The 25,017-nt window shown below is 70.4% G+C and carries 19 protein-coding genes, 1 tRNA gene and 2 pseudogenes; 12 read left to right on the top strand and 10 right to left on the bottom strand.

Going from position 1 to position 25,017, the window contains the following annotated elements:
• Positions 1–25 precede the first annotated feature (25 nt).
• On the bottom strand, positions 26–553 hold the full coding sequence (locus tag ACWC94_RS03570; protein ID WP_450794712.1) for a hypothetical protein: 528 nt from the start codon (positions 551–553) through the stop codon (positions 26–28).
• Positions 554–724: 171 nt separating this feature from the next.
• Positions 725–2,335, bottom strand: a complete 1,611-nt coding sequence (locus tag ACWC94_RS03565) for a beta-N-acetylhexosaminidase (RefSeq protein ID WP_450794711.1) — start codon at positions 2,333–2,335, stop codon at positions 725–727.
• 62 nt (positions 2,336–2,397) lie between these two features.
• On the opposite strand from ACWC94_RS03565, the gene ACWC94_RS03560 reads away from it, so the two are divergent.
• The gene (locus tag ACWC94_RS03560) at positions 2,398–3,270 is read left to right on the top strand and encodes a DUF4429 domain-containing protein (RefSeq protein WP_450794710.1); all 873 of its coding nucleotides are present in this window, start codon (positions 2,398–2,400) and stop codon (positions 3,268–3,270) included.
• Positions 3,271–3,288: 18 nt separating this feature from the next.
• Here ACWC94_RS03560 and ACWC94_RS03555 read toward each other — a convergent pair whose 3' ends face one another.
• Entirely contained in the window at positions 3,289–4,854 is a 1,566-nt protein-coding gene (locus ACWC94_RS03555) for a fibronectin type III domain-containing protein (protein WP_450794709.1), read from the bottom strand.
• Between the two features lie 166 nt (positions 4,855–5,020).
• Here ACWC94_RS03555 and ACWC94_RS03550 point away from each other — a divergent pair, with 166 nt between their 5' ends.
• The gene (locus ACWC94_RS03550) at positions 5,021–5,278 is read left to right on the top strand and encodes a hypothetical protein (protein ID WP_450794708.1); all 258 of its coding nucleotides are present in this window, start codon (positions 5,021–5,023) and stop codon (positions 5,276–5,278) included.
• A gap of 12 nt (positions 5,279–5,290) precedes the next feature.
• Positions 5,291–7,108, top strand: a complete 1,818-nt coding sequence (glmS, locus tag ACWC94_RS03545; RefSeq protein ID WP_450794707.1) for a glutamine--fructose-6-phosphate transaminase (isomerizing) — start codon at positions 5,291–5,293, stop codon at positions 7,106–7,108.
• A gap of 64 nt (positions 7,109–7,172) precedes the next feature.
• Here glmS and ACWC94_RS03540 read toward each other — a convergent pair whose 3' ends face one another.
• Together ACWC94_RS03540 and ACWC94_RS03535 are read right to left on the bottom strand one after the other, a co-directional pair.
• A complete protein-coding gene (locus ACWC94_RS03540) occupies positions 7,173–7,733 on the bottom strand; it encodes a hypothetical protein (protein ID WP_450794706.1) in 561 nt (186 codons plus the stop codon).
• 135 nt (positions 7,734–7,868) lie between these two features.
• Positions 7,869–8,396: a universal stress protein gene (locus ACWC94_RS03535; protein ID WP_360740538.1), complete on the bottom strand. Its 528-nt coding sequence runs from the start codon at positions 8,394–8,396 to the stop codon at positions 7,869–7,871.
• Positions 8,397–8,710: 314 nt separating this feature from the next.
• On the opposite strand from ACWC94_RS03535, the gene ACWC94_RS03530 reads away from it, so the two are divergent.
• The 5 genes and pseudogenes from ACWC94_RS03530 to ACWC94_RS03510 all read left to right on the top strand — a co-directional run bounded on the left by ACWC94_RS03530 (position 8,711) and on the right by ACWC94_RS03510 (position 12,123).
• Complete coding sequence (locus tag ACWC94_RS03530) at positions 8,711–9,001, top strand: hypothetical protein (RefSeq protein WP_450794705.1); 291 nt, start codon at positions 8,711–8,713, stop codon at positions 8,999–9,001.
• Positions 9,002–9,380: 379 nt separating this feature from the next.
• Positions 9,381–10,598: a helix-turn-helix domain-containing protein gene (locus tag ACWC94_RS03525; protein ID WP_450794704.1), complete on the top strand. Its 1,218-nt coding sequence runs from the start codon at positions 9,381–9,383 to the stop codon at positions 10,596–10,598.
• Between the two features lie 116 nt (positions 10,599–10,714).
• Positions 10,715–11,317 carry an oligoribonuclease gene (gene orn / locus ACWC94_RS03520; protein WP_450794703.1) on the top strand — a complete coding sequence of 201 codons (603 nt, stop codon included), beginning with the start codon at positions 10,715–10,717 and terminating at the stop codon, positions 11,315–11,317.
• 105 nt (positions 11,318–11,422) lie between these two features.
• Positions 11,423–11,495: transfer RNA gene (locus ACWC94_RS03515), tRNA-His, on the top strand.
• A pseudogene (locus ACWC94_RS03510) lies at positions 11,466–12,123 on the top strand (signal peptidase II). Before ACWC94_RS03515 ends, ACWC94_RS03510 begins: the two are co-directional and overlap by 30 nt.
• A 67-nt stretch (positions 12,124–12,190) precedes the next feature.
• Here the strand turns inward: ACWC94_RS03510 and ACWC94_RS03505 are convergent.
• Positions 12,191–13,246, bottom strand: a complete 1,056-nt coding sequence (locus ACWC94_RS03505; RefSeq protein ID WP_450794702.1) for a LacI family DNA-binding transcriptional regulator — start codon at positions 13,244–13,246, stop codon at positions 12,191–12,193.
• Between the two features lie 401 nt (positions 13,247–13,647).
• Here ACWC94_RS03505 and ACWC94_RS03500 point away from each other — a divergent pair, with 401 nt between their 5' ends.
• The 4 genes from ACWC94_RS03500 to ACWC94_RS03485 all read left to right on the top strand — a co-directional run bounded on the left by ACWC94_RS03500 (position 13,648) and on the right by ACWC94_RS03485 (position 18,439).
• A complete protein-coding gene (locus tag ACWC94_RS03500) occupies positions 13,648–14,982 on the top strand; it encodes an ABC transporter substrate-binding protein (RefSeq protein ID WP_450794701.1) in 1,335 nt (444 codons plus the stop codon).
• Entirely contained in the window at positions 14,979–16,013 is a 1,035-nt protein-coding gene (locus ACWC94_RS03495) for a carbohydrate ABC transporter permease (protein WP_450794700.1), read from the top strand. The genes ACWC94_RS03500 and ACWC94_RS03495 overlap by 4 nt, the downstream gene beginning before the upstream one ends.
• Complete coding sequence (locus ACWC94_RS03490) at positions 16,000–16,884, top strand: carbohydrate ABC transporter permease (RefSeq protein WP_450794699.1); 885 nt, start codon at positions 16,000–16,002, stop codon at positions 16,882–16,884. Before ACWC94_RS03495 ends, ACWC94_RS03490 begins: the two co-directional genes overlap by 14 nt.
• A gap of 124 nt (positions 16,885–17,008) precedes the next feature.
• Positions 17,009–18,439 (top strand): GH1 family beta-glucosidase, encoded by a 1,431-nt coding sequence (locus tag ACWC94_RS03485; protein ID WP_450794698.1) that lies wholly within the window; start codon positions 17,009–17,011, stop codon positions 18,437–18,439.
• 54 nt (positions 18,440–18,493) lie between these two features.
• Here the strand turns inward: ACWC94_RS03485 and ACWC94_RS03480 are convergent, their stop codons facing one another.
• The 4 genes and pseudogenes from ACWC94_RS03480 to ACWC94_RS03465 all read right to left on the bottom strand — a co-directional run bounded on the left by ACWC94_RS03480 (position 18,494) and on the right by ACWC94_RS03465 (position 25,002).
• Positions 18,494–22,753, bottom strand: a complete 4,260-nt coding sequence (locus ACWC94_RS03480; protein ID WP_450794697.1) for a trypsin-like peptidase domain-containing protein — start codon at positions 22,751–22,753, stop codon at positions 18,494–18,496.
• Positions 22,737–23,048: a trypco2 family protein gene (locus ACWC94_RS03475; RefSeq protein ID WP_450794696.1), complete on the bottom strand. Its 312-nt coding sequence runs from the start codon at positions 23,046–23,048 to the stop codon at positions 22,737–22,739. The genes ACWC94_RS03480 and ACWC94_RS03475 overlap by 17 nt, the downstream gene beginning before the upstream one ends.
• 71 nt (positions 23,049–23,119) lie before the next feature.
• Positions 23,120–23,424 (bottom strand): annotated as a pseudogene (locus ACWC94_RS03470) (DNA-binding protein).
• A gap of 111 nt (positions 23,425–23,535) precedes the next feature.
• On the bottom strand, positions 23,536–25,002 hold the full coding sequence (locus tag ACWC94_RS03465; protein ID WP_450794695.1) for a glycoside hydrolase family 18 protein: 1,467 nt from the start codon (positions 25,000–25,002) through the stop codon (positions 23,536–23,538).
• Positions 25,003–25,017: the final 15 nt, after the last annotated feature.

The raw sequence follows: 25,017 nt of genomic DNA, 5'->3' as shown, positions 1-25,017 counted from the left end.
GGCGTCGGACTTCACTTCCGGGGCGTCAGCCCACCCACCCCCGCAACAACTCCTCCCGCTCCGTCTTGCGGGGCGACCCTCCTTCCCACGCGCGGCCCCATTCCGACATGGCCGCCAGCGTCGTCGCCATCGTCGCGGCGCCCTCCGTGAGGCGGGACAGGAGGGAGCGGGAGAGGTCGACCTCCGTCTGGGAGTAGCCGACGGTCACGGCGACGTACGCCGTCAACTCGTGGTCACCGTCGGTCGATTCCACGCACACCCTCATCATGGGCGGGTCCTCGCCCGTCAGGCCGACGCCCCCGGACAGGGCCACGTCCAGCACCATGCCCAGGGCCAGGTCCTTGACCACGCCGGCCTGCCGCTTCAGGGACCTCACGGGGACGTCCGCCACCGTCAGGGCCTGCACGTCCTCCCACGGGTAGAGGCCGGACTGCCTGTCGCCGAGGGCCACCACGCCCTCGGGGACCAGGCGTACCCCGGGAGCCAGACCGGACGGCTTCGCGCCCAGGTACACGTCGCTCCCGACGATGCAGAACAGCCCCACCATGGCCATGGGTTGGTCACTCCCCGTGACGGCGACCCCGCCGTCGTCTGACGCGTCGAACGATCAGGTCGTCTTCCGCAACGCGCGAAGGTGCCGGGGAGTTCCAGCTCGCCGCGGACGGGCCGGAGATCGACGGGCACCCCGGAGTGCGGTCCTGCGGGGTGCCCGTCGGCGTGTGGGTCAGTTCGTGGGCCAGGGGACCTGGGGGGAGCGGTAGTAGGTGATGCCCAGGGCGTCCCAGCGTGGTGCCTGGGCCGCCAGTCGGACCTTGTACGTGTCCCAGTCGTGCGTGGCCGCCGGGGACCAGCCCAGTTCGGCGGCGCCGGGCAGGCGCGGGAACGCCATGTACTCGATGTCGGCGGACTTCTTCAGGGTCTCCGACCACAGGGGCGCCTCCACGCCCCGGACGGCCGAAGCCGGGGCGCCCGGGAGGTAGGCGCCCGGGTTCCAGTCGTACGACCGCTCGACCTCGACCAGGCCCGCCCAGTCCAGGCCCAGCTTGGTGTCCTTGGTGTACTTCATGTCGAGGTAGATCCGGTCCGCCGGGGAGAGGATCAGGCCGGTGCCGTTCCGGGCGGCCTTGGCGACCTGGTCCTTCTCCGCCGCGCTGGTGCTGTCCAGGCCCCAGTACTGGGCGAGGGCCCCCTGGGCCGGGTGGGCACCGGTGAGCTGGTGCCAGCCGATGACCGTCTTGCCGTACTTGGCGACGATCGGCTGCACGCGGTCCATGAACGTCACGTAGTCGGTGTGGCTGGTGGAGTGCGCCTCGTCGCCGCCGATGTGGAGGTAGCGGCCGGGGGTGAGGGCGGCCAGCTCCCGGATCACGTCGTCCACGAAGTCGTAGGTGACCTGCTTGGCCACGCACAGCGAGCTGAAGCCGACCTTCGTGCCGGTGTACAGCGGGGGTGCCACGCCGTCGCAGTTGAGTTCGGCGTAGGAGGCGAGGGCCGCGTTGGTGTGGCCGGGCATGTCGATTTCGGGGACGACCTCCAGATAGCGGGAGGCCGCGTACCGGATGATCTCCTGGTACTGCGCCTTGGTGTAGTAGCCGCCGGTGCCGCCGCCGACCTCGGTGGAGCCGCCGTAGGCGGCCAGGCGCGGCCAGGAGTCGAGGGCGATGCGCCAGCCCTGGTCGTCGCTGAGGTGCAGATGCAGCTCGTTGATCTTGTAGAGGGCCAGTTGGTCGATGTACCGCTTGACCTGGTCGACGGTGAGGAAGTGCCGGGAGACGTCCAGCATGGCGCCCCGGTAGGAGTAGCGGGGGTGGTCCTCCACGGTGCCGCCGGCGATCTGCCAGGGGCCCGTCTGCACCGTTTTCCTCTCGACGGCGGGCGGGAGGAGCTGACGCAGGGTCTGCACACCGTGGAAGAGGCCCGCTGGGGCGCTCGCGGTGATGGTGACGCCGCCCGCGTCGCTGTGCAGCCGGTAGCCCTCGGCGCCGAAGTCGCCCTGGGCCAGGTGGAGTCGGATGCCTCCGCTGCCGTGGTCGGCGAGCGGCAGCGGGTAGCCGGTGGACGGCCGCAGGATGCCGGTGAGATACGCGCCGATCCGGCGGACCTCGGCCGAGTCGTCGACACGGACGCTCGTCGCCCGCGTGAGGCGGTAGGGCGTTCCGCCGTGCGTGACGGAGGCGGGTGCCGGGATCACCCGGTCCAGCGGGGTGGGGGCAGCCGTCCTCGCCGCGGGTGCCGCGGGGGCGGCGCCGAGCGTGAACACACCGGCCGCCGCCACCAGCAGCAGCGATCCGAGGATGCGGGTGGTGCGGGGAGTCGTACTGTGTGGGCGTCTCACATGCGCTCCCTTCAGATGTGGTCGAGACCACTCTCCCGCAGATCCGGTGAAACAATCCCTCCATGGCGGAAATCATCCAGAAGGACGGCACCTGGACCTTCGACGGCGATGCCCTGCGGCTCACCCCGGGCCGGGACAAGAACGTGAGCCTGCTCCGCCAGGAGCTGGGTGAACTCGTCGTGCCCCTGGGGGCGTTGGCCGGTGTCTCCTTCGAGCAGGGGCGGAGGTCGGGGCGGCTGCGGCTGCGGCTGAGAGACGGGGCCGATCCGCTGACACAGGCCACCGGCGGCCGGCTCGGCGAGCCGCACGACCCGTATCAGCTGACCGTGGAGTCCGACCGGTACGGCGTCGCCGAGTACTTCGCGGACGAGGTGCGCAACGCGCTCCTGCTGGACGGTGTTTCACCGGATCCGGTCGCCGGTTATCTGCTGCCGGGGCCGCCGCTGCCGGTGTCCGCCGCGGCCGGGGACGGCATGGCGAGCTTCGACGGGGAGCGGGTGCGGCTGGAGTGGAACTGGAAGACCGAGAACGCCAAGGCGAACGTCGGCACCCGGACCATTCCGCTCGCGGAAGTCCTCGGCGTGGAGTGGCAGCCGGCGGCCGGGCTGGAGAACGGGCATCTGCGCTTCCACGTGCGCGGCGCCCCGGCGACGGCGACGGCCAAGTACGACCCGAACGCGGTCGAGCTGTGGGGCTTCAAGAAGGACCCGCTGATGGCGCTGGTGGCCGCAGCCGTACAGGCCCGGCTGCCGCATCCCGCCGCGGCGGAGCCGGAGGCGCCAAAGGATGTGCCGGTGCTCGACAAGGCGCCCGCCGAGAGCGACCACGACGCCCTGCTGCGCCGTCTGCGCGAGCTGGGCGAACTCCACCGAGACGGGGTGCTGACCGAGGAGGAGTTCGCCCTGGCCAAGCAGGCGGTCCTCAAGCGGATGTGAGGACCGCCCGCCGGATCCTCACTTCGCCGTGCGGGACACCGTGAAGTGGTCGATGCGGTCGCCGGTCTCGGCGATGCCCGACACCGTCAGGGTGGTCTGGCGGCCCTTCGGCGCGGGGGTGACGTCCACCCGCAGGAAGGAGTAGTTGAGGTAGCGGACCCGGGACCAGGTGACGGTCTCGTTGACCTTGCCGTCCTTGGTGTTGATGAAGGAGGCGACCGAGTCCACCTCGTGCTCGTGGCCCTCGTAGGAGTCGGGGGCGGAGAAGGCGTACAGGCTGCGGCCCGCCGCACCCGCCGTGACGTAGACCACGCCCTCGGTCTCGGGGTAGGCGGTGCCGCCGATCGGGAGCTTCTTGGTGACCTGGCCGGCCTTGATCACGTCGGTGCGCTCGTACTGGTGGTTGTGGCCGTTGATGACCAGGTCGACCTGGTACTTCTCGAACAGCGGCACCCACTCCTGGCGCACGCCCCCCTCCGAGGCGTGCGCCGTGGACGTGCAGTACGCGCAGTGGTGGAAGAACACGACGATGAAGTCGACGTCGTCACAGGCCCGGTACTTCTTCAGCTGGACCTCGAACCACTTCGTCTGGGTTCCACCGGATATGCCCAGGTTCGCCGGGATCTCGAAGGAGACGTCGTTCGGGTCCAGCGAGATGACCGCGGTGTTGCCGTGGACGAACGAGTAGACACCGGGCAGGTTCTTCGCGTCCGGGCCGTTGTCCGGGAGGGTCCAGCGGGCCTCCTCGCCGCCGTAGCCGTTGGGCGAGTACCAGGCCTCCATGTCGTGGTTGCCGTACGAGACCATCCACGGGATCTGCTTGGCGACCGACTCGGTCTGGTACAGGAACTGGTCCCAGGTGCGCGAGTCGAAGCCGGTGTCGGTGGTCTTGCCCTGGCCGGCCGGGTCGCCGTAGGCGATGTCGCCGGCGTGCAGGTGGAAGGCCGGGTTCTGGCCGAGGATCAGGCTGTCGTTGGCCAGGGCGTGGTAGCTGACGCCCTGGTCGCCGAAGGCGGTGAAGGTGAACGGCGCCTTGCGGGCGGGGGCGGTGGTGAAGGTGCCCAGGGTGCCCAGCAGGTGCGGCTCGGCCGGGTCGAAGCCCTCGTGGCCGACGCCGTAGTAGTAGGTCCTGCCGGGGCGCAGGTGGGTGAGCTGGGCGTGCAGGTAGTACTGCGTGTGGTCGCCGCTCGCACCGACGCCGGCCGGGGTGTAGAGGCTGCGGACCTCGGCCTCGATCCTGCGGGAGAGGTCCCAGGGGTGGGCGCCGATGCGGATGAACGGCTTCTTCACGGCGACCGGGACCTGCCAGGAGACGGTCATCTCCGTGCGGGGGTCGTTGCCGTAGGCGAGGTGGCGGCCGAAGGGGGCGACGAGGGCGCCGTCCACGGTCTCGGTGGCGGGCGCCGTCCGCTGCGTGGGCACGGCCGCCTGTGCGGTGGCGCCCGGCACGAACGCGCCGCCCGCGACGGCGCCCAGCGTGACGGCGCCGCCTCTGATCAGGTTGCGCCGCGAGAATCTGGCGCGCAGGTACTCGTGCTGCTCGGCCATGCTCATGCGCTCGGCCAGCTTCTCGGGTACGCCCATACGAGGAATGTCCATGGCGTCCGAAACTCGTGGGTCCGGGCAACGAGACGCAAGACACAGAGTGGACAGCTTGCGAACAGAGATCCAACAGCACTCACGACGGGCACCTGCCCGAAATCGGGCACGATTCTTGCGAAACCGTGCGCCGTACCCCAGGATCTACCGGGTGCACGACGAACTCGTTGATCATCTGACGCGGTCCACGCCCCTGGCCAGGGGTGAGGCGCTGCGGGTGATCCAGGACGTGCTCGCCTACTTCGACGAGTCGACGGAGGACTACGTCCGCCGCCGTCACCGTGAACTGCAGGCCCAGGGGCTGGTCAACACGGAGATCTTCGAACGGATCTCGACGGACCTCAAGTACCGAGCGGTGGCACCGCCCGAGCTGACGCTCCGGCAGCTGCGCCGCATCGTCTACGGCTAGGAATACCTATACATGTGCGGAATTGTCGGATACATCGGGAAGCGTGACGTGGCCCCGCTGCTGCTCGAGGGGCTGCAGCGGCTGGAATACCGTGGCTACGACTCCGCGGGCATCGTCGTCACCTCCCCGAAGGCGCCCGGACTGAAGATGGTCAAGGCCAAGGGCCGGGTGCGCGACCTGGAGGCCAAGGTCCCGGCGCGCTTCAAGGGCACCACCGGCATCGCCCACACCCGCTGGGCCACCCACGGCGCCCCCTCCGACGTCAACGCCCACCCGCACATGTCGGCCGACAACAAGGTCGCCGTCGTCCACAACGGCATCATCGACAACGCCGCCGACCTGCGCCGCAAGCTGGAGGCGGACGGTGTCGAGTTCCTCTCCGAGACCGACACCGAGGTGCTCACCCACCTCATCGCCCGCGCCACGGCCGAGAAGCTGGAGGACAAGGTCCGCCAGGCGGTCCGGGTGATCGAGGGCACGTACGGCATCGCCGTCCTGCACGCCGACTTCCCCGACCGGATCGTGGTGGCCCGCAACGGCTCCCCGGTCGTCCTCGGCATCGGCGAGAAGGAGATGTTCGTCGCCTCCGACATCGCCGCCCTGGTCATGCACACCCGCCAGATAGTGACGCTGGACGACGGCGAGATGGCCACCCTGAAGGCCGACGACTTCCGCACCTACACCACCGAGGGCACGCGCACCACCGCCGAGCCCACGACCGTGGAGTGGGAGGCCGAGTCGTACGACATGGGCGGCCACGACACCTACATGCACAAGGAGATCTTCGAGCAGGCCGACGCCGTGGACCGCGTGCTGCGCGGCCGCATCGACGACCGCTTCTCCACCGTGCACCTCGGCGGGCTCAACCTGGACGCCCGGGAGGCCCGGCAGATCCGCCGCGTGAAGATCCTCGGCTGCGGCACCTCGTACCACGCGGGCATGATCGGTGCCCAGATGATCGAGGAGCTGGCCCGTATCCCCGCCGACGCCGAGCCGGCCTCCGAGTTCCGCTACCGCAACGCGGTCGTCGACCCCGACACCCTGTACGTGGCCGTGTCCCAGTCCGGTGAGACGTACGACGTCCTCGCCGCCGTCCAGGAGCTGAAGCGCAAGGGCGCCAAGGTCTTCGGCGTCGTCAACGTCGTCGGCTCGGCGATCGCCCGTGAGGCCGACGCCGGGATCTACGTCCACGCGGGCCCGGAGGTCTGCGTGGTCTCGACGAAGTGCTTCACGAACATGACAGTGGCCTTCGCCCTGCTCGCCCTGCACCTGGGCCGCACCCGTGACCTCTCGGTCCGCGACGGCAAGCGGATCATCGCGGGCCTGCGCAAGCTGCCCGAGCAGATCACCGAGATCCTCAAGCAGGAGGAGACCATCAAGGAGCTGGCCGAGCTGTACGCCGACGCCCGCTCGATGCTCTTCATCGGCCGCGTCCGGGGCTACCCGGTGGCCCGCGAGGCCTCCCTGAAGCTCAAGGAGGTCTCCTACATCCACGCCGAGGCCTACCCCGCCTCCGAGCTGAAGCACGGCCCGCTGGCCCTGATCGAGCCGGCCCTGCCGACGGTGGCGATCGTCCCCGACGACGACCTGCTGGAGAAGAACCGCGCGGCCCTGGAGGAGATCAAGGCCCGCAGCGGCAAGATCCTCGCGGTGGCCCACCAGCACCAGGACAAGGCGGACCAGACGATCGTCGTCCCGAAGAACGAGGACGAACTGGACCCCATCCTGATGGGCATCCCGCTCCAGCTGCTGGCCTACCACACGGCCAAGGCCCTGGGCCGGGACATCGACAAGCCGAGGAACCTCGCCAAGTCGGTGACGGTGGAATAGGAAAACAGAACGGACCCCCACGTGTGCCACCAGCACGTGGGGGTCCGTTCGGTGCCGCTGTGTTTCAGCCGGTGGCCGTCACTCCCCGGCCGGCGGCACGCCTGGGAAGAGCCGTCGGCCAGTGAGCCAGCGCCGCGGTAGCCGCGTACCACGCCACCGCCCCGGAGACGGCCGCGACCCAGCCCCCGACCTTCGTCAGAGCCGAGCTGTCCGCGAACTGCGCCACGGCGAGCACCAGCATCGCCAGGAACAGCGAGCCGTGCACGACCTGACCGAGACCGTCGCCGCCCGCGAGGGTCAGCGTGAGCGCCACGAGGGCGAACAGAAGCAGGAAGAGCCCGGCTCCGTTGGCGGACGACCGGCTCGCGACGGCCCAGGTGAACCACAGTGCGCCGAGGGCCACGGAGCCCGTACCGGAGACGGCGTCACCGCCGCGGAAGGCCAGCAGGCCGACGAGGAACAGGGCAACTCCGCCCACGTAGTGGGCCAGTGACACGGCGTCGGACACCGCCACTCCATGGATCACTCCGGTCGTACCGAGCCCGAACGCCAACAGGGTTGTCCCCAGGGCGAGTCGGCCGACCACGGCAGTGCTTCCGCTTCCCGCAGAGACTTCGTTGTCCACGGCGGGCTCCCTTCATGTCGTGCAGTTGCGCGGTGACCGATATATGCCCTTCACAAGGGCACAAACCACCTCTACGCGCGAGTAGTTTCGCGCTGTACAAAGGAAGTGGCGCGCAGCACCGGGGAGTTGGGAGCGTCAGGGAATGACGATCACGGGACGCTGGGCCCGCTTGGCGAGCCGCCCCGCGACGGAGCCGAAGATCCGGCCGACGATGCCGTGCGTGGAGCCGACGACGATCGCGTCCGCCTCGTACTCCTTGCCGACCTCTTCCAGCTCGTGACAGATGTCGCCGCCGCGCTCCACCAGGATCCACGGCACCTCGGCCAGATAGTCCGCGCACGCCAGCTCGAGACCGAGGACCTCGGTGCGGTGGTCCGGCACGTCGACGAAGACGGGCGGCTCGCAGCCGGCCCACACGGTGGTCGGCAGCCGGTTGGCGACATGGACGATGATCAGGCCGGAGTGCGAGCGGTGGGCCATGCCGATGGCGTAGGCGAGGGCGCGTTCACTGGAGGTCGAGCCGTCGAAGCCGACGACGACTCCGTGCCGGAAGGCCGGGTCGCACGAGGGACGTGACTCTTCCGCCGCCAGGGGATCGGCCGCCGTGGGGTCGGCGACCGGCCGCTTGCGGTCCGCGGGTTCGAAGAATTCGTGACCGGCCATGGCTGTCTCGGCGTTGTGATCCTTTGTGGGTGGGACGACAGTGTGCGGCGGAGCTGTGTCCGGGAAACATCTTCCCCACCCCATACCCCCAAGGGTACGGCGGCACGCCTCCTGAGCCCAGTTCCCGCGCACGCTCCGTAAGCGGTCCCCGACATCCGTAGGGGTTCACCGGAGCATGCACGAGCCGCGCCCGTAACGCAATGGTTGCTGCCCCGTACAGGCGGTTTGCTCAGGATTCACAGACGTACGGCCGGTGACCGACCGCTCGAACAGACGTTGAACCGGGTGAGCCACCGCCACAGGGAGTACGAGTGATGCCCGGTCCCCGATCCACCTCCGATCCGCACCCCGCGCCGGACACCGTGAGCGATGTGATCCGCTGGGCCGCCTTCAGCTGCGTCCTCGTCCCCGTCGTCCTGGTCTGGTACGGCACCTCGCTGGCCGGGGCGGCGGGCGCGGCCCTGGGCCTGGCCGCCGTCACGGCCGTCTGCCGGCTCCTGCTGCGCCGGTCGGAGCGGTGCGCCGAGCGGAACGCGCGCGGTCGCAGGCGTTGCCCGAAGCAAAGAGGTGGACGTCACACCCGCAGGCGGACACCGGTCGACTGACCTGTTTCCGTACCCCCGAACGTATCTTTTCAGCCAACTTCTGAATGTCGCCCCGCAGGGGCTCCAACCGCCCTTCAACCCCCGTTCGACCTGCACGGAAAGGGTCCACGGGCAGTTGCGCACCCTACGCGGTTTGGCCACTGCGACAAGGCGCACTTCCCTCCACGCTCCGCGAGTGCAACGCTTCGTGATCGAATGCTTCACGCCAAGTTGTCATGTCGACAAACTGGGGCGTGTGGAACTGGTCACCGTGAGACCGCGGGAGCCAGTAGATTCGATCTTGACTGTCTTTACGGCGGGGGACTCGTGCAGGACCGAGGGGAAACGTGCAGGAGCGACACAACCGAGGAGCCGCGACCACCGAGGGGGGCTTAGCAGTATGAGCCACGACTCCACTGCCACGCCGGAAGCCGCGGGCCGGAAACTCTCCGGACGCCGCCGCAAGGAGATCGTCGCGGTGCTGCTGTTCAGCGGCGGCCCCATCTTCGAGAGTTCCATTCCGCTGTCGGTGTTCGGAATCGACCGCCAGGACGCCGGCGTCCCGCGCTACCGACTGCTGGTGTGTGCCGGGGAAGAGGGCCCGCTGCGGACCACAGGGGGCCTGGAACTCACGGCACCACATGGGCTGGAGGCGATATCGCGCGCCGGGACGGTCGTCGTACCGGCCTGGCGTTCGATCACCGCGCCGCCACCGGAGGAAGCGCTCGACGCGCTGCGCCGCGCGCATGAGGAGGGTGCCCGGATCGTCGGGCTGTGCACGGGCGCGTTCGTGCTCGCGGCGGCCGGACTGCTGGACGGCCGCCCGGCGACCACCCACTGGATGTACGCGCCGACGCTGGCCAAGCGCTACCCGTCGGTGCACGTCGATCCACGGGAGCTGTTCGTCGACGACGGCGATGTGCTCACGTCGGCGGGTACCGCGGCCGGAATCGATCTCTGTCTCCACATCGTGCGGACGGACCACGGCAACGAGGCGGCCGGCGCGCTCGCCCGGCGCCTGGTGGTCCCACCGCGCCGCAGCGGCGGTCAGGAGCGCTACCTCGACAGGTCTTTACCAGAGGAGATCGGCGCCGACCCGCTCGCCGAGGTCGTCGCCTGGGCGCTGGAACACCTCCACGAGCAGTTCGACGTGGAGACCCTGGCGGCACGCGCCTACATGAGCCGCCGTACGTTCGACCGCCGGTTCCGCTCGCTGACGGGCAGCGCGCCGCTGCAATGGCTGATCACGCAGCGTGTGCTCCAGGCCCAACGCCTGCTGGAGACGTCGGACTACTCCGTGGACGAGGTGGCGGGCCGGTGCGGCTTCCGCTCCCCCGTCGCGCTGCGCGGGCACTTCCGCCGCCAGCTCGGCTCGTCCCCCGCCGCCTACCGGGCCGCCTACCGGGCCCGCAGGCCGCAGGCCGACAGGCCCGCCGACCCGGAGCCACCGGTGCACGCCGCCGGCCAGCCGGGCGGGCCGCTGGGTCTGCCGGGCCCCGGCCCGATGGGCCACGCACCCGTACTGCACCCGGACCGCGACAGCGGAGTACCGATGCAGAGCCGCCGTACGGCGGCGGGCGCGGTGGGACTGCTGCCGGGGCCGCGGAGCGGTAGCTGAGAGAAGGGGAGGGGACGAGCGTGTGCTCGCCCCCTCTCTTCTCGTCTCTTCTCGGCGGCCCGTCCCCGCACAGCACGGGGGCACCGAATCGCGCAGGTCCGCCTTAGGGTGGTCGCATGAACGATCGCATGGTGTGGATCGACTGCGAGATGACCGGCCTCTCGCTGTCCGACGACGCTCTCATCGAGGTGGCCGCCCTCGTCACCGACTCCGAGCTGAACGTACTCGGCGAGGGGGTGGACATCGTCATCCGCCCGCCGGAGCAGGCGCTGGAGACGATGCCGGAGGTGGTGCGTCAGATGCACACCGCGTCCGGCCTGCTCGCCGAACTGGAGAACGGTACGACCCTCCGGGACGCCGAGGAGCAGGTCCTCGCGTATGTGAAGGAGTACGTGAAGGAGCCCGGCAAGGCCCCGCTGTGCGGCAACTCCGTCGGCACCGACCGCGGCTTCCTGGAGCGCGACATGGGCGCCCTGGAGAGCTACCTCCACTACCGGATCGTGGACGTCTCCAGCATCAAGGAGCTGGCCCGCCGCTGGTACCCGCGGGCGTACTTCAACAGCCCGGAGAAGAACGGCAACCACCGGGCCCTCGCCGACATCCGCGAGTCGATCGCCGAGCTGCGCTACTACCGCGAGGCCATCTTCGTCCCGCAGCCCGGCCCGGACTCCGACACCGCGAAGGCGATCGCCGCCAAGCACGTCCTGCCCGCGCGGTAGCGCTGAAGGGGGGCTCGCGAAAACGTGTGCGCGAGCACCCCTTCGGACCCTGTAGACTTCTTCTCGGCCGGTCGGGGAAACGACAAGTTCCCACTACCGGTCATGGTGGGTGTAGCTCAGCTGGTAGAGCACCTGGTTGTGGTCCAGGATGCCGCGGGTTCGAGTCCCGTCACTCACCCTCACCGATCAGCCGGTGACTCCGTCGCGAGACGGGTCACCGGCTGTTTCTTTTCTGCCGTACCGCAAAAACGCACGGACTTACCCAGTGCAACGGGTCAACTTTTTACCCGTGACAACCGCAGCGGTGGCCGGACTGGCCTGGGCGATCGACCTGTGCAGCAAGCTGCTCGTCGTCGCGCACCTGGAGCACCGCGCCCCGGTCGAGGTGATCGGCGCCCGGGTGGAGCTGCGGGTCTCCCGGAACGCGGGCGCCGCGTTCGGCATGGGCACGGCAATGACCTACGTGTTCACGGCCATCGCCGCGGCGGTCGTCGGCGTCGTCGCCCGGCTGGCCCGCAAGCTGTGCAGCACCCCGTGGGCGGTGGCCCTCGGACTGCTGCTGGGCGGCGCGCTGGGCAATCTGACCGACCGTCTCTCCCGGCGGCCTGCGGGGCGCGGTGGTCGACTTCATCGCCGTCCGCGGCTTCAGCGTGACGAACCTGGCGGACTGGGCGATCGTCTGCGGCGGGGTGCTGATCGTGCTCCTCTCGCTCCTGGGCTGGGAATTGAGCGGCACCGCAGCACGTGACGCCACCACGGACCACCTCTGCGGCACACGCCCGGCGCCGGGCACCGATCCGAGGTGACCGGGCTCGGCGGGGCCGGACACGGCGGGTAGACCGACGACCGGCGGCCTCGGCCCCCCGCGGTCCGCTACGACGACGCCCGTGTCACCAACTCCGTGGGCAGCACCGCGTGCCGCCGCTCCAGCCCCCGGGACAGGGGCGGGCGGCGGTCGGCGACCTCGGTGAGGAGCAGGTCGATCATCGCGCGGCCCATCTCCTCGATGGGCTGGCGCACGCTGGTGAGCGGCGGGTCCATGTGGCGGGCGATGGCGGAGTCGTCGTAGCCGACCAGCGCCACGTCGTCCGGGATGCGGCGGCCCGCCTCACGCAGCACCTGCCGGGCGCCGGCCGCCATCACGTCCGAGCCGGCGAAGACCGCGTCCAGGTCCGGGCACTGCTCCAGGAGCACGGTCATGGCCCGGCGACCGCCCTCCTCCGTGAAGTCCCCCGGTTCGACGAGGAGTTCGTCCACCTCCCGGCCCGCGTCACGCAGGGCGTCGCGGTAGCCGTCGACGCGCCGCTGGGCGCCGTAGACGTCGAGGCGGCCGGTGATGTGGGCGATGCGGGTGCGGCCCCGGGACAGCAGGTGCTCCACCGCCGAGCGGGCGCCGCCGTAGTTGTCCGAGTCCACCGAGGTGAGCGTCTCGCCGGCCGAGCGGGGTCCGCTGATCACGGCCGGGATCTCCAGCTGGGCCAGCAGGTCGGGCAGGGGGTCGTCGGCGTGGACCGAGACGAGCAGGACGCCGTCCACGCGGTGGGCCGCCAGGTACTGCGCGAGGCGCTGCCGCTCCCGGTCACTGCCCGCGAAGATCAGCAGCAACTGCATCTCGGTGTCGGAGAGCTGGGAGCCGACACCGCGCAGCATGTCCGAGAAGTACGGCTCGGCGAAGAACCGGGTCTCCGGCTCGGGGACCACGAGGGCGATGGCGTCGGTGCGGTTGGCCGCGAGGGCACGGGCCGCCGTGTTGGGGACGTACCCGAGTTCGGCCACAGCCGCCTGGACCGCGGCACGGGTGGCGTCGCTGACCCGGGGTGAGCCGTTGATCACCCGCGAGACCGTGCCCCGGCCGACCCCGGCCCGGGCGGCGACCTCCTCGAGCGTGGGCCGACCCCCGCCGCGGCCTCGCGCTCCGTGGCTTGCCATGGGCTCCGCCTTTCTCGCCGCGATCTGTGCTGGCTGGAATGTAACAGCACCGTTCGCTGCGGCTGCCGACCCCGGGGGCCGCGCCCCCGGCCCCGGCTTGCCGGCCTCCGGCCTCGTCCTGAAGCTCCGGACGGGCTGATTGTGCGGACGTACGCCTGGAAATACCGGAAGACAGTGGTCCCCTCAACGGGCCGATAACTGAACACAGTTGCCGCAGTCCGCTCCCTTGACACCCCGCGCCGAACCGACGACTCTTCAACACATCACTGGTGGGAGCGCTCCCACAGTACCTGACACCTACACAACCCGCACGTTCCCCGCCCGAGCCGCAGCGCGTACGAACGGGCCCGATTCCATGCAGTCGGCCGGGGGGTCGGCACGTCAGGCAACAGGAGGACGCAATGCGCACGAGCATCCGCCGGTCCCAGCGGCTGATGGCCCTCGCGGCCGTGGCCGCGCTGACCACGGGGCTGCTGGCCGGCTGTGCCAAGGACTCGGACGACGGATCGTCCAACGACTCGGGCGGCGGCGGAAACGGCAGTGGCAAGGGCAAGATCACGCTGACCATCGGCACCTTCGGTGTCTTCGGCTACCAGCAGGCCGGTCTCTACGACGAGTACATGAGGCTGCATCCGGACATCAACATCAAGGAAAACGTCACCACCCGTACCGACGTGTACTGGCCGAAGGTGCTCACCCGCCTGCAGGCCGGCTCCGGCACGGACGACATCGAGGCCATCGAGATCGGCAACATCACCGAGGCCGTGCAGACCCAGGCGGACAAGTTCGTGGACCTCGGCAAGGAGGTCGACAAGTCGCAGTGGCTGGACTGGAAGAACACCCAGGCCACCACCAAGGACGGCAAGCTCATCGGGCTCGGGACCGACACCGGTCCGATGGCCATCTGCTACCGCAAGGACCTGTTCCAGCAGGCCGGGCTGCCGACCGACCGGACCAAACTCGCCCAGATGTGGAAGGGCGACTGGAGCAAGTACGTCGACGTCGGCAAGCAGTACATGAAGAAGGCCCCCAAGAACACCAAGTTCGTGGACTCCGCCGCCTCCGTCTACATGGCGGCGGTGGGCGGCGCGAGCGAGCGGTACTACGACAAGGACGGCAACGTCGTCTGGGACAGGTCCGAGGGGGTGAAGAAGGCCTGGGACGCCGCCATGACCGTTGCCACCAGCGACATGTCGGCGAAGCTCAAGCAGTTCGACCCGACCTGGGACCAGGGGTTCGCCAACGGCAGCTTCGCCTCCGTCGCCTGCCCGGCCTGGATGATCGGCTACATCGAGCAGAAGTCCGGTGACTCCGGCAAGGGCAAGTGGGACGTGGCGGCGGCGCCGGCGGCGTCCAACTGGGGCGGTTCCTTCCTCGGCGTGCCGACCGCGACCAGGCACCAGAAGGAGGCCGTCGCGCTGGCGAAGTGGCTGACCGCGCCCGAGCAGCAGGCGAAGGTCTTCGCCAAGCAGGCCAGCTTCCCGTCGATCCCGTCGGTGTACCCGAGCCTGAAGCCGCAGCCCGACACCACGGCCTACTTCTCGGGCGCGCCGATCACCCAGATCTTCTCCGACTCGGCGAAGACCATCCCGGCGCAGCCCCTCGGCCCCAAGGACAAGCCGATCGACACCGCGATCAGCGACATCGGCATCCTCCAGGTCGAGCAGAAGGGCAAGTCGCCCGCGCAGGGCTGGGACGCCGCGTCCAAGGAGATCAAGGACGTGCTCGGCCAGTGACCAGCCCCGAGCAGGCTCTCGCGCACTCCGCGTCGAGCGCCGAGGCCGCGCCCGGCACCCCGCCGGGCGCGGCCCGGGGCGCTCGCGGTCGCCGTGCGCCGGCGCGCAACGAATCCTGGCGCAGCCGGCTGTACCGCTGGGACCTGAAGGCCTCGCCGTACGCGTTCGTGTCCCCGTTCTTCGTCCTGTTCGCGGCGTTCACCCTGGTCCCGCTGCTCTACACGGCCTGGTACTCGCTGCACCACGTGCAGCTGTCCGCGCTGGACCACCAGACCTGGGCGGGCCTGGACAACTACAGGAACCTGTGGTCCTCGGATTTCTTCTGGAACGCCCTGAGGAACACCCTGACCATCGGTGTCATCTCGACCGTGCCGCAGCTGCTGGCCGCGATCGGCCTGGCCCACCTGCTGAACTACCGGCTGCGCGGCTCGATCGTCTGGCGCGTGGTGATGCTGACCCCGTACGCCACCTCGGTGGCCGCGGCGACCCTGGTGTTCACGCTGCTGTACTCGTGGGACGGCGGCATGGTCAACTGGATCCTGCACTTCCTCGGGGTGGGCCCGGTCAACTGGCGTGAGTCCGACTGGGGTTCGCAGTTCGCGGTGTCGTCGATCGTGATCTGGCGGTGGACCGGGTACAACGCGCTGATCTATCTGGCGGCCATGCAGGCGATCCCCACCGACCTGTACGAGTCGGCCGCGATCGACGGCGCCAACCGCTGGCAGCAGTTCCGGCATGTGACGATCCCGCAGCTCAGGCCCACGATCCTGTTCACGGTCGTCGTCTCCACCATCGGCGCGACCCAGCTCTTCGGCGAGCCGCTGCTGTTCGGCGGGGTCAGCGGGTCCAAGGGCGGCTCCGAGCACCAGTACCAGACGCTCGGCCTGTACATGTACGACCAGGGCTGGATCATCGGCAACCTCGGCAAGGCGTCCGCGATCGCCTGGTCGATGTTCCTGATCCTGCTGGTCGTCGCCGCGGTCCATCTGCTGCTCACCCGACGGCTGAGGAAGTCCCATGACGACCACTGAACTGACGGGGCCCCAGAAGACGGTCCGGCGCCGGGGCCGGACGGGCGCGGGCAAGCAGCTGCACGCGGGCCCGGTGACGTACGTCGTGCTCACCGTCTTCGCGCTGGTCTCCCTCGCCCCGCTGGTGTGGACGGCGATCGCCGCGTCCCGCAACGCCCACCGGCTGGCCGAGACCCCGCCGCCGCTGTGGTTCGGCGGCAACCTGTTCAAGAACCTCCACACGGCCTGGGACCAGGCGGGGCTCGGTACCGCGATGTTCAACTCGGTGATCGTGGCGGGCACGATCACCGTGAGCACGGTGCTGTTCTCGACCCTGGCCGGTTTCGCCTTCGCCAAGCTGCGGTTCCGCTTCTCCGGCCTGCTGCTCCTGCTGACCGTCGGCACGATGATGATCCCGCCGCAGCTGGCCGTCGTACCGCTGTACTTGTGGATGTCGGATCTCGGCTGGTCGAACCAGCTGCAGACGGTGATCCTGCCGAGCCTGGTGACGGCGTTCGGTACGTTCTTCATGCGGCAGTACCTGGTGCAGGCGCTGCCGACGGAGCTGATCGAGGCGGCCCGGGTGGACGGTGCGAGCAGCGTGCGGATCGTCTGGCACGTGGTCTTCCCCGCGGCCCGTCCGGCCATGGCCGTACTCGGCCTGCTGACGTTCGTGTTCGCCTGGAACGACTTCCTGTGGCCGATCATCGCTCTGACCCAGCAGAACCCGACCGTGCAGGTGGCCCTGAACTCGCTCGGCACCGGCTATGTCCCGGACCAGGCGGTGATCATGGCGGGTGCGCTGCTCGGCACGCTGCCGCTGCTGATCGCGTTCGTCCTGTTCGGCAAGCAGATCGTGGGCGGGATCATGCAGGGCGCGATCAAGGGCTGACGGTCTTCCCCCAGGGGCCGGGCCGCCGCCGCCCCGGCCCCTCTCCGCCTCTCCCCTCCCTGTCCCGCCACGCCAGGTCCGCTACGACACCAGGTCTGCTACGACCCCCCATGGGAGCGCTTCCATGCCTGAACCCGTTACCTCCGTGACCTTTCCCTCCGCCTTCCTCTGGGGTGCCGCGACCTCGGCGTACCAGATCGAGGGGGCGGTGCGGGAGGACGGCCGCACCCCTTCGATCTGGGACACCTTCAGTCATACGCCGGGCAGGACGGCCGGCGGTGAGAACGGTGACATCGCTGTCGACCACTACCACCGCTACCGCGACGACGTGGCGCTGATGGCTCAGCTGGGCCTGACCGCGTACCGCTTCTCGGTCTCCTGGTCCCGGGTGCAGCCGACGGGCCGGGGTCCCGCGGTCCAGCGCGGCCTGGACTTCTACCGCCGCCTGGTGGACGAGCTCCTCGCCCATGGCATCAAGCCGGCGCTCACCCTCTACCACTGGGACCTGCCGCAGGAGCTGGAGGACGCGGGCGGGTGGCCGCAGCGGGACACCGCGTTCCGGTTCGCCGAGTACGCCCGGCTGGTCGGCGAGGCGCTGGGTGACCGGGTGGAGCAGTGGATCACCCTCAACGAGCCCTGGTGCAGCGCGTTCCTGGGCTACGGCTCCGGTGTGCACGCCCCGGGCCGCACCGACGCGGCGGCCTCCCTGCGCGCAGCCCACCACCTGAACCTCGCGCACGGCCTGGCGGCTTCGGCCCTGCGCTCGGTGATGCCGGCCCGGAACGAGATCGCGATCAGCCTCAACTCGTCCGTGGTACGGCCGCTTTCCCAGGACCCCGCCGACGTCGCGGCGGCCCGCAGGATCGACGACCTGGCCAACGGTGTCTTCCACGGCCCGATGCTGCACGGCGCGTACCCCTCGTCGCTGCTGGAGGCGACCGCCCCGGTCACGGACTGGTCGTTCGTCCTCGACGGCGACACCCGCACGATCAACGTCCCGCTGGACGCGCTGGGCCTGAACTACTACACGCCGGCCCTGGTCTCGGCCGCGCCCGGCGGAGTCAGGGGCCCCCGGGCGGACGGCCACGGCGCCAGCGACCACTCCCCCTGGCCGGGCGCCGACGACGTCCTCTTCCACCAGACCCCGGGCGAGCGCACCGAGATGGGCTGGACGATCGACCCGACGGGCCTGTACGACCTGCTCCTGCGCTACACGAGGGAGGCGCCCGGTCTGCCCCTGTACGTGACGGAGAACGGCGCCGCCTACGACGACAAGCCCGACGCAGACGGCCGCGTGCACGATCCCGAGCGCATCGCCTACCTGCACGACCACCTCGCGGCGGTCCGCCGGGCCCTCACCGACGGCGCCGACGTCCGCGGCTACTACCTGTGGTCCCTGCTGGACAACTTCGAGTGGGCGTACGGCTACGGCAAGAGGTTCGGCGCGGTGTACGTGGACTACGCCACCCTGGAGCGGACGCCGAAGTCGAGCGCGCGGTGGTACGGCGAGGTGGCGCGGACGGGGGTGCTGCCGGCGGCGGACTCCGCCGCCTGAAGACGGGGGGGGTGCGGCCCGCCGTGGGGGCGGGCCGCACCCCGTGCCGTCTGTTCACTCGCTGAGCCCCGTATGGGCGAAGACCACGTCCCGTATGCGGAGGACCGCGTCGGGGTCGATGGAGGCGAGGACCGGTACGGCGTGGTGCCAGCCGTCCCGCGTGAGCGCGTCCGCGAGCAGTGCCCGGGCACGGGGGAGGTCCGGGCCCCCTGGTGGGGGGAGGAGGAGCGAGGCGAGGCGCCGCAGCGTATGGCAGAGGCTCCGAGGCTGCCTCGTCGGCCAGGTGACCATAGGGTCGCCCGGTACGTCGGCCGTGTAGGCGGCGAGGCCTGCGAGCGTCTCCGAGCGTTCCTCCTCGGTCGCCCTGCCCAGCGCCAGGGCGAGGGCCGCCCCGGGGTCGCGGAGCGCGGCGCACACGACGGCGAGTCCGGTCACCTTGTCGTGATGGAGCTTCTCTCTTTCCCAATCGAGCATCACTTGTTCGAAGCTCCACTGGGCGAAGGCGAAATCCGTGGTCGCGGTGAGCAGACAGTCCAGCGCCTTTTCCTCGTACGACGGGCGCTGGGCCGCGTCCGCCGCGCGGAGCAGGAGCCCCATGAGGAGCCGACTGCGCGCGGGGTCGTAGGGCTGTGCCGAGGCGAGGAAGTCCGCCGCTCCCGGCACGGAAGGACGAGGCGTGCCGGCGAGGAACCGGTCGACGAGCCGCTCCGCCGCCTCCGGGTCATGGGCCCACAGTCCCTCGGCGGCCACCGCGGAGGCACGGCTGAGGAAGCGCGCCCCCATGGGGAAGTCCGCCAGCCTCCCGGAGAGTTGTCCGATCGCCGCAACGGCGGGCTCCGTCGCCCCCGACCACGCCAGTGCCTGAATGATCGCCGTCGATGTGTGGACGCTCACCAGCGAGCGGTCCGACACGCCCGTCACCCCGGCCGCGTGGTGGGCGCAGCGCCGCGCACGGTGGGTGTCCTGGTCCGCGAGGGCCACCGACACGGCCGCGTACCCCCAGGCACGTACATCCGGTGTGCCGATCTCCCCCACGATGCGCTCTGCCTCGTCGGGACGGCCCGCGCGAGCGAGCGCCCCCGCCAGGACGGCGAGTCGACCGGGCAGGGCACTGTAGGCGACCCGGCGCCCTGTCTGCCGCGCGTGCTCAGCCGCGTCGAGCAGGCGCAGAGACCGTTCCGGATCCGTGTCGGTGAAGTGGAGGGCGAGGGCGGCGAACGCTTCGGCGACGGTCCACGGCGACATCTCCGTCGAGGCCGACAGCAGTGACTCCAGCCGGTCGGCGGCTCCGGCCTCAGCGAGCAGACCAGCGACACCGGCGGCAGGGTGATCGTCCTCGCCGAAGAACTCCTCGGCGCCCTCCTGGAAGGCGGCCAAGGCTGCCCAGGCGTCCTCGGCCCGGCCTTCCCGGGCGCGTCCTTCCGAGATCGTGAGCCAGGCGTCTGCCCAGGGGTCCGGTTCGGTCGGAAGCACCGTCTCCCGCAGGGCTTCGAGGAACGACTGGGCTTCATCCACCCGTCCCGTCGCGACAAGCGCCCGCACCACACCGGACCCCTCGCACCAGTCGATCCCACCCTCGGGCTCACGCAGCGCCGTGTCCACACGGTCCAGGGCGAGTCGGGCAGCGCGTTCCACCACACGGGGACGGACTTGACGCAGAACCTCGGCGGCGGCACCGAGCACGTCGCCGTGATCGGCGTGATTCCGAGCGAGCTTCTCCACACAGTCGTAGAGCCTTGTCGCGTGGCCCGGCTCATCGATGAGCTGCCATCCCTCGGCGACGGCCGCCACAGCGCGGATCCGGTACGGCAGGAATCCGATGCTCCCGGCACAGACCTCGGCCTCACGCAGCAGACGGGCGGCGGACGAGGTGTCCTTGAGCGCTGCGGCGGTCTCGACGTACGCACGGACCACCACGCCGGCCCCTGTGCCGTGACCCGACAGGGGCAGTTCCCGGAGTCTGCGCAAGCTCTCCGTCTCTCTCCCCACCAGGGCCAGAACCGTGGCCATCCGGCCCAGGGCCACCAGCGGGTAGAAGTCGTCGTAGACCCCGGCGCCCTCCTCGCACGCCGTCGCGATCAGCCCTACGGCCTCCTCCGCCAGTCCCACGGCGCGGCGATCACCGGCCTCGGCGAGAACGCGAGCCACGCGGGACAGGGCCAGCCCCCGGCTCATCGGCCAGAAGACGCTCCGCGCGAGACCGATCGCCTGCCGGACACGGCCGAGGCGCGCGTACACCTCGGGGGCAGCCGGATGCAGGGACTGGTTACGGCGTGCCACCAGATCCTCCGCGACCGCGAGCGCCGCCAGCGCCCCCAGGTCGTCCGGGGTGACACTGCGGATGTTCTCCCGGACCGCCGCGATCTCCGCGAGGCACGCCGCGTCACTGCCGGTCGCCGCGCGCAGCCGGTCGCTGCGCCGGGCATCGGTGGCGAGCGCGAGGGCACGCGTGGTGTCCCGGAGAAAGGAGACCAGGCGGCCGTAGGACTGGAGCAGGTAGAGCGGGGTGCTCTCCGGCCAGCCTCGCCGCTGGTAGCTCCCGGCCCAGGCGTGCAGGCGCTCCAGGTACGTGGCCACATCCGGACCGAACGCGTCCTGCGCCGCTGTCAGCAGGGTCTCGTGAGCGAAGAGATAGCCGCGGCTGGACACATACAGCGTCACGTCGTCACTGGGTCCGCCGTAGCCGTAGCCATCGAGACCGGAGCTGTCGAGACCGGCGCTGCCGACGAAACCTCCGGTGTACGCGCCTCCCCTCAGCCGCAGAATGCGCCCGAACGCGCTGCCCAGCCGCCGCTGCAGCTCGTAGACCGGCTCATCGGTGAGTTCGCGCAGGTCGTCGATGGTCAGAGTGCCGCGTGCGGCGGTGAGCAGGCCGACGAGATCGCGCTGGAGCCGGTCGCCGGAGAGGGCCTGCTGAAGGTCGTACTTCGCCTCGTACTCGGTGTGCCGGGCTGCGGGGGCCGCGGACAGTTTCTCCACCTGGCAGTGCCGCAGCGGATGTGCGCCCCCGACGTCGGCCGGGATACCCGGGCTGGTCCGGCTGGTCACCAGGACACGGACGTTCGGCGGTGGCCGCTCCGGCAGGAGCGAGGCGATGCTCGCCACGCCGCCGCCAGGTGCCAGGGACTGGTCCTCATCGAGGCCGTCCACGACGAGGAGCAGGGTGCCACCGCGCTCGGCGACCCGTTCGGCAGCCTTGGTCAGGAGCAGTCGGCGCTCTCCGTCACGTGCCACGGCGGAGGCATTGCGGACCGGTTCCCGGCCGGCGATGGTGGCGAGCTGGTCGATCACCGCGTCCGTGTACGCCGAGCTGTCCGACTGGCTCGCGTAGCGGGCGGTGATGAAGAACCAGACCGGTACGACGCCGCGCGGCGGGTGAAGGGCGAACCAGGCCGCGAGCGCGGTCTTGCCCGCCCATGGCGGACCCTGGAGCCACAGATAGGGCTGGGCACCGGCGCAGAAGGAGACCAGGTCCTCCAGCTCGGTCCGTCTGTCCTCCAACTGGTGTGGTGCGACGTCGGCGAGCTGGGCGCGGTAGATCTCCTGGACCAGCTCGGCCCCGTCGACCGGCGCGGCAGCGGGCAGCGCGGAGGAGCGCAGTTCGTGGCCGAGCAGCTGCTCCAGTCCGGTCTGTTCCGCTGGGTCCAAGTCGTCGGCCCAGCGGTCCACCCTGCTTGCGGCCAGGCGTCCCGGACCGTCGCTGCGGTGATGACGGGCCACTACCCCGACCAGTCGGCCGTTGCTGAGGACGGGTGCGCCGGACATGCCCTCCCACGGACTGCGCTCGGGGTCCGGGTCGTCCGGAGGCGGCGACGCGATCGCCAGGTCGAGCGTTCCCTCGCGCCGGTTGGAGAGGACCGCGCAGGTGGCCTGCACGTGCTCGGCGTCCCGGAAGCGCGAACCGTCATCGCCTGCGCGGAGCTTGAAGCGGGGAAAGCCGAGGGTGGTACACGTCAGCACCGCGTCCAGCTCACCGATCCGGCCGAAGGAGACCGGCGGGACGCCTACGCCGGGGGCAACGGCTTCTACGGCTTCTACGGCTTCTACGGCTTCTACGGCTTCTACGGCGAGAATCGCGATGTCGATGCCCTGATGCCGCCAGGTCACCGCCGCCTCGGCGCTCCACTGCTCGGGACGGTCGGCCTGGAACCGCGCCCGGATCTCCACGCCGCCGTCGACCACGTGCGCGGCGGTCAGGATCAGGTCCGGTGAGACGAGATACCCGGTCCCCCGCCGGCCCCCGCCATCCGGCAGACCGACGATGATCTCAGCGACAAGCTCCGGCCGAAGGCCCTGGTCAGCGCTCGCCCTCAACCTCGCCGCCTGCGATCAGTACAGGCCGAACCGGACCGCCGTCCGCCGGGAAGGCCTTCGGGGTCAGGGTGACCTTGATCCGCTGTGTCTGCGCCTGTGCGTACTTGCCGTTCGCGCCCGCGTCGACGACCCACAGCTTCACCTTGGTGTCCGCGCCCGCCTCACGCGTGACCGCGACCGTCGCCTCAACCTCCACGGGCCCCAGCTCGAACCGCACCAGCTGCCCGTCCCCGTCTGCCACGGCCGACGTGAGCTGCCCCCTCAACTCACGGAGCATGTCGGACAGTTCGATCACTGCGCCTCCCCTGTGCACGGATGCTCAGATGCTACCGGTCACCCGGTGCCCAGCGGTCGGCACAAGCCCGGCTACACAGCGACCAGCCGTACCCCGCCGCCGCACAGCTTGGTCATGTCGTCCACGTCCGAGGTGAGCATCACCGCTGGTCGGCGTTGCCGCAGCGCCATCTCGGCGACGACGGCGTACTCGTGGCCGTGCAGACCGGCGCCGATCAGCAGGGCCGAGGCCGCCTTCGCCTCCTCGTCGCCGACCGGCACGATCCGCATACCGGACAACGCCCAGGCGAGCCGCGCCTTGTTCACGCGACTGTGCGCGGACCCGATGAGCAGTCGAGCACGAGGGTGCCCTCGTGGCTCAGCCTGCGGCGGGCCACTGGCCCTCCTCGGCGAACACCTCGTCGAAGACCTGCCGGGCCCGCTCCCTGGACTGCTCGGAGACAAGGCCGAGAACTCACGCTTGCCGACCCGTCGGCGGATGGCCTCCGCTAGTTGAAGGCGCCGAACGCCTTCGAGAAGGCGAACTTGTCCTGGAGGATCGAGCTGCAGGTGGGGTCGGCGGAGTTCTTGGCGCCGCCGGCGCACTGCTTGTCGCGGGCCGCGGACCACATCGACAGGCCGCCCAGGCCCTTGGACTTGGCGAAGTTCACCAGCTGGGTGGCGTCGTCCACCTTGAAGACCTCGGAGGAGACGTCGTTGACGCCGATCATCGGGGTGACCGCGACGGTCTTCCAGGCGGCGGCGTCGGACAGGCCCAGGACGCTCTTGACCTGCGCCTGGGTGGCCGTGGCGGCCTGCTGGGCGTAGTCGCCCATGTCGCCGCTGTACGAGGGGCCGTAGTCCATCGCCATGATGTTGACGGTGCCGGTCCTCACGCCGTTGGACTTGGCGTCGGACAGCAGGTTCACGCCGTCCTGGGTGAGGCCCTCGGGCATCACCGGGAGGGTGAAGGAGACGTCCAGGTCCGGGTGCTGCGCCTGGAGCTTCGCTATCGCCTTCGCCCGGAGGGTGTTCGCCGCCGTGTTCGGCAGCGCGCCACCCTCGACGTCGAAGTCGACCTTGGTCAGCTTGAACGCGTCGACCGCCTTGCCGTACGCCGCCGCCAGCGCGTCCGCCGAGGAGCAGGTGGTGGCCAGCTCGGAGCCGGACGCGCCGCCGAACGAGACCCGGACGTCACCGCCCTTGGCGCGCAGGGAGCCGATCTGCGCGGCGACCGCGTCGCTGGTCAGGTCGGTCACACCGCCCCACTTGGGGGTGCAGCCGCCGCCGTCGGTGATGAACGCGAGGTTGTAGGTCTTCACGCCGGTCGCGTCGGCCGTCCCGACCAGGTCGAAGGCCGGGTAGAGGGAGGTGTCGACGTACGGGGCGAAACCGGCCGAGGCTGTGGTTCCGCTGCCGGTGGTGTGGGGGGCGGTCGGCGTGGGAGTGGCCGTCCTGGTCGGCGTCGGGGTGGCACTCCTGGTGGGGGTGGCGGTCGGAGCCGGCGAGTGGGTCCCGGTGGGGCGGCCGCTCGGCTCGGGGGTGGGTCCCGCGTCCGCGGAACACCGGGTGTCGTCGATACGACAGCCCGTCGGGGCGCCGCTGCCCTCGACCACGAAGCCGACGGTCACCGACTTGCCGGGGGCGAGGCCCTCGGTGTCCCACCTCGCCGGCTTCACGGTGACGTGCGAACCGCTGACGCTCGACTCGCCGTTCCACAGGGAGCTGAGTGTGGCGCCCGCCGGGAGGTCGAACTCCAGCGTCCAGGTCTTCTCCCGCTGGCCGCTGTTGTTGGTGACGACGTACTGGGCGGTGTAGCCGGTCGACCAGTCGCTGGTCCTGGTGTACGCGGCGTTCACACCGGCCGCGTTGGCGGTGCCGGTGAGCAGGACCGCGCCGCCGCCGGCGACGGCCGCTGCCACGAGACCGCCTATCGCCTTGTTCCTGCCACTGATCCTGCGCCGGTGCGTGCTCATGCGCGTGCCTGCCTT

The organism is Streptomyces sp. NPDC001135, assembly GCF_053598395.1.
Note: the sequence above shows the minus strand (reverse complement) of the source record. Positions and strands in the feature narration are given on the sequence as shown.

Bases quoted from the DNA above. Each gene is read 5' to 3' on its own strand.
- ACWC94_RS03570 (WP_450794712.1), bottom strand. From the start codon at position 553: ATGGCCATGGTGGGGCTGTTCTGCATCGTCGGGAGCGACGTGTACCTG.
- ACWC94_RS03560 (WP_450794710.1), top strand. From the start codon at position 2,398: ATGGCGGAAATCATCCAGAAGGACGGCACCTGGACCTTCGACGGCGAT.
- ACWC94_RS03555 (WP_450794709.1), bottom strand. From the start codon at position 4,854: ATGGGCGTACCCGAGAAGCTGGCCGAGCGCATGAGCATGGCCGAGCAG.
- glmS (WP_450794707.1), top strand. From the start codon at position 5,291: ATGTGCGGAATTGTCGGATACATCGGGAAGCGTGACGTGGCCCCGCTG.
- ACWC94_RS03535 (WP_360740538.1), bottom strand. From the start codon at position 8,396: ATGGCCGGTCACGAATTCTTCGAACCCGCGGACCGCAAGCGGCCGGTC.
- ACWC94_RS03530 (WP_450794705.1), top strand. From the start codon at position 8,711: ATGCCCGGTCCCCGATCCACCTCCGATCCGCACCCCGCGCCGGACACC.
- ACWC94_RS03525 (WP_450794704.1), top strand. From the start codon at position 9,381: ATGAGCCACGACTCCACTGCCACGCCGGAAGCCGCGGGCCGGAAACTC.
- orn (WP_450794703.1), top strand. From the start codon at position 10,715: ATGAACGATCGCATGGTGTGGATCGACTGCGAGATGACCGGCCTCTCG.
- ACWC94_RS03505 (WP_450794702.1), bottom strand. From the start codon at position 13,246: ATGGCAAGCCACGGAGCGCGAGGCCGCGGCGGGGGTCGGCCCACGCTC.
- ACWC94_RS03500 (WP_450794701.1), top strand. From the start codon at position 13,648: ATGCGCACGAGCATCCGCCGGTCCCAGCGGCTGATGGCCCTCGCGGCC.
- ACWC94_RS03490 (WP_450794699.1), top strand. From the start codon at position 16,000: ATGACGACCACTGAACTGACGGGGCCCCAGAAGACGGTCCGGCGCCGG.
- ACWC94_RS03485 (WP_450794698.1), top strand. From the start codon at position 17,009: ATGCCTGAACCCGTTACCTCCGTGACCTTTCCCTCCGCCTTCCTCTGG.
- ACWC94_RS03465 (WP_450794695.1), bottom strand. From the start codon at position 25,002: ATGAGCACGCACCGGCGCAGGATCAGTGGCAGGAACAAGGCGATAGGC.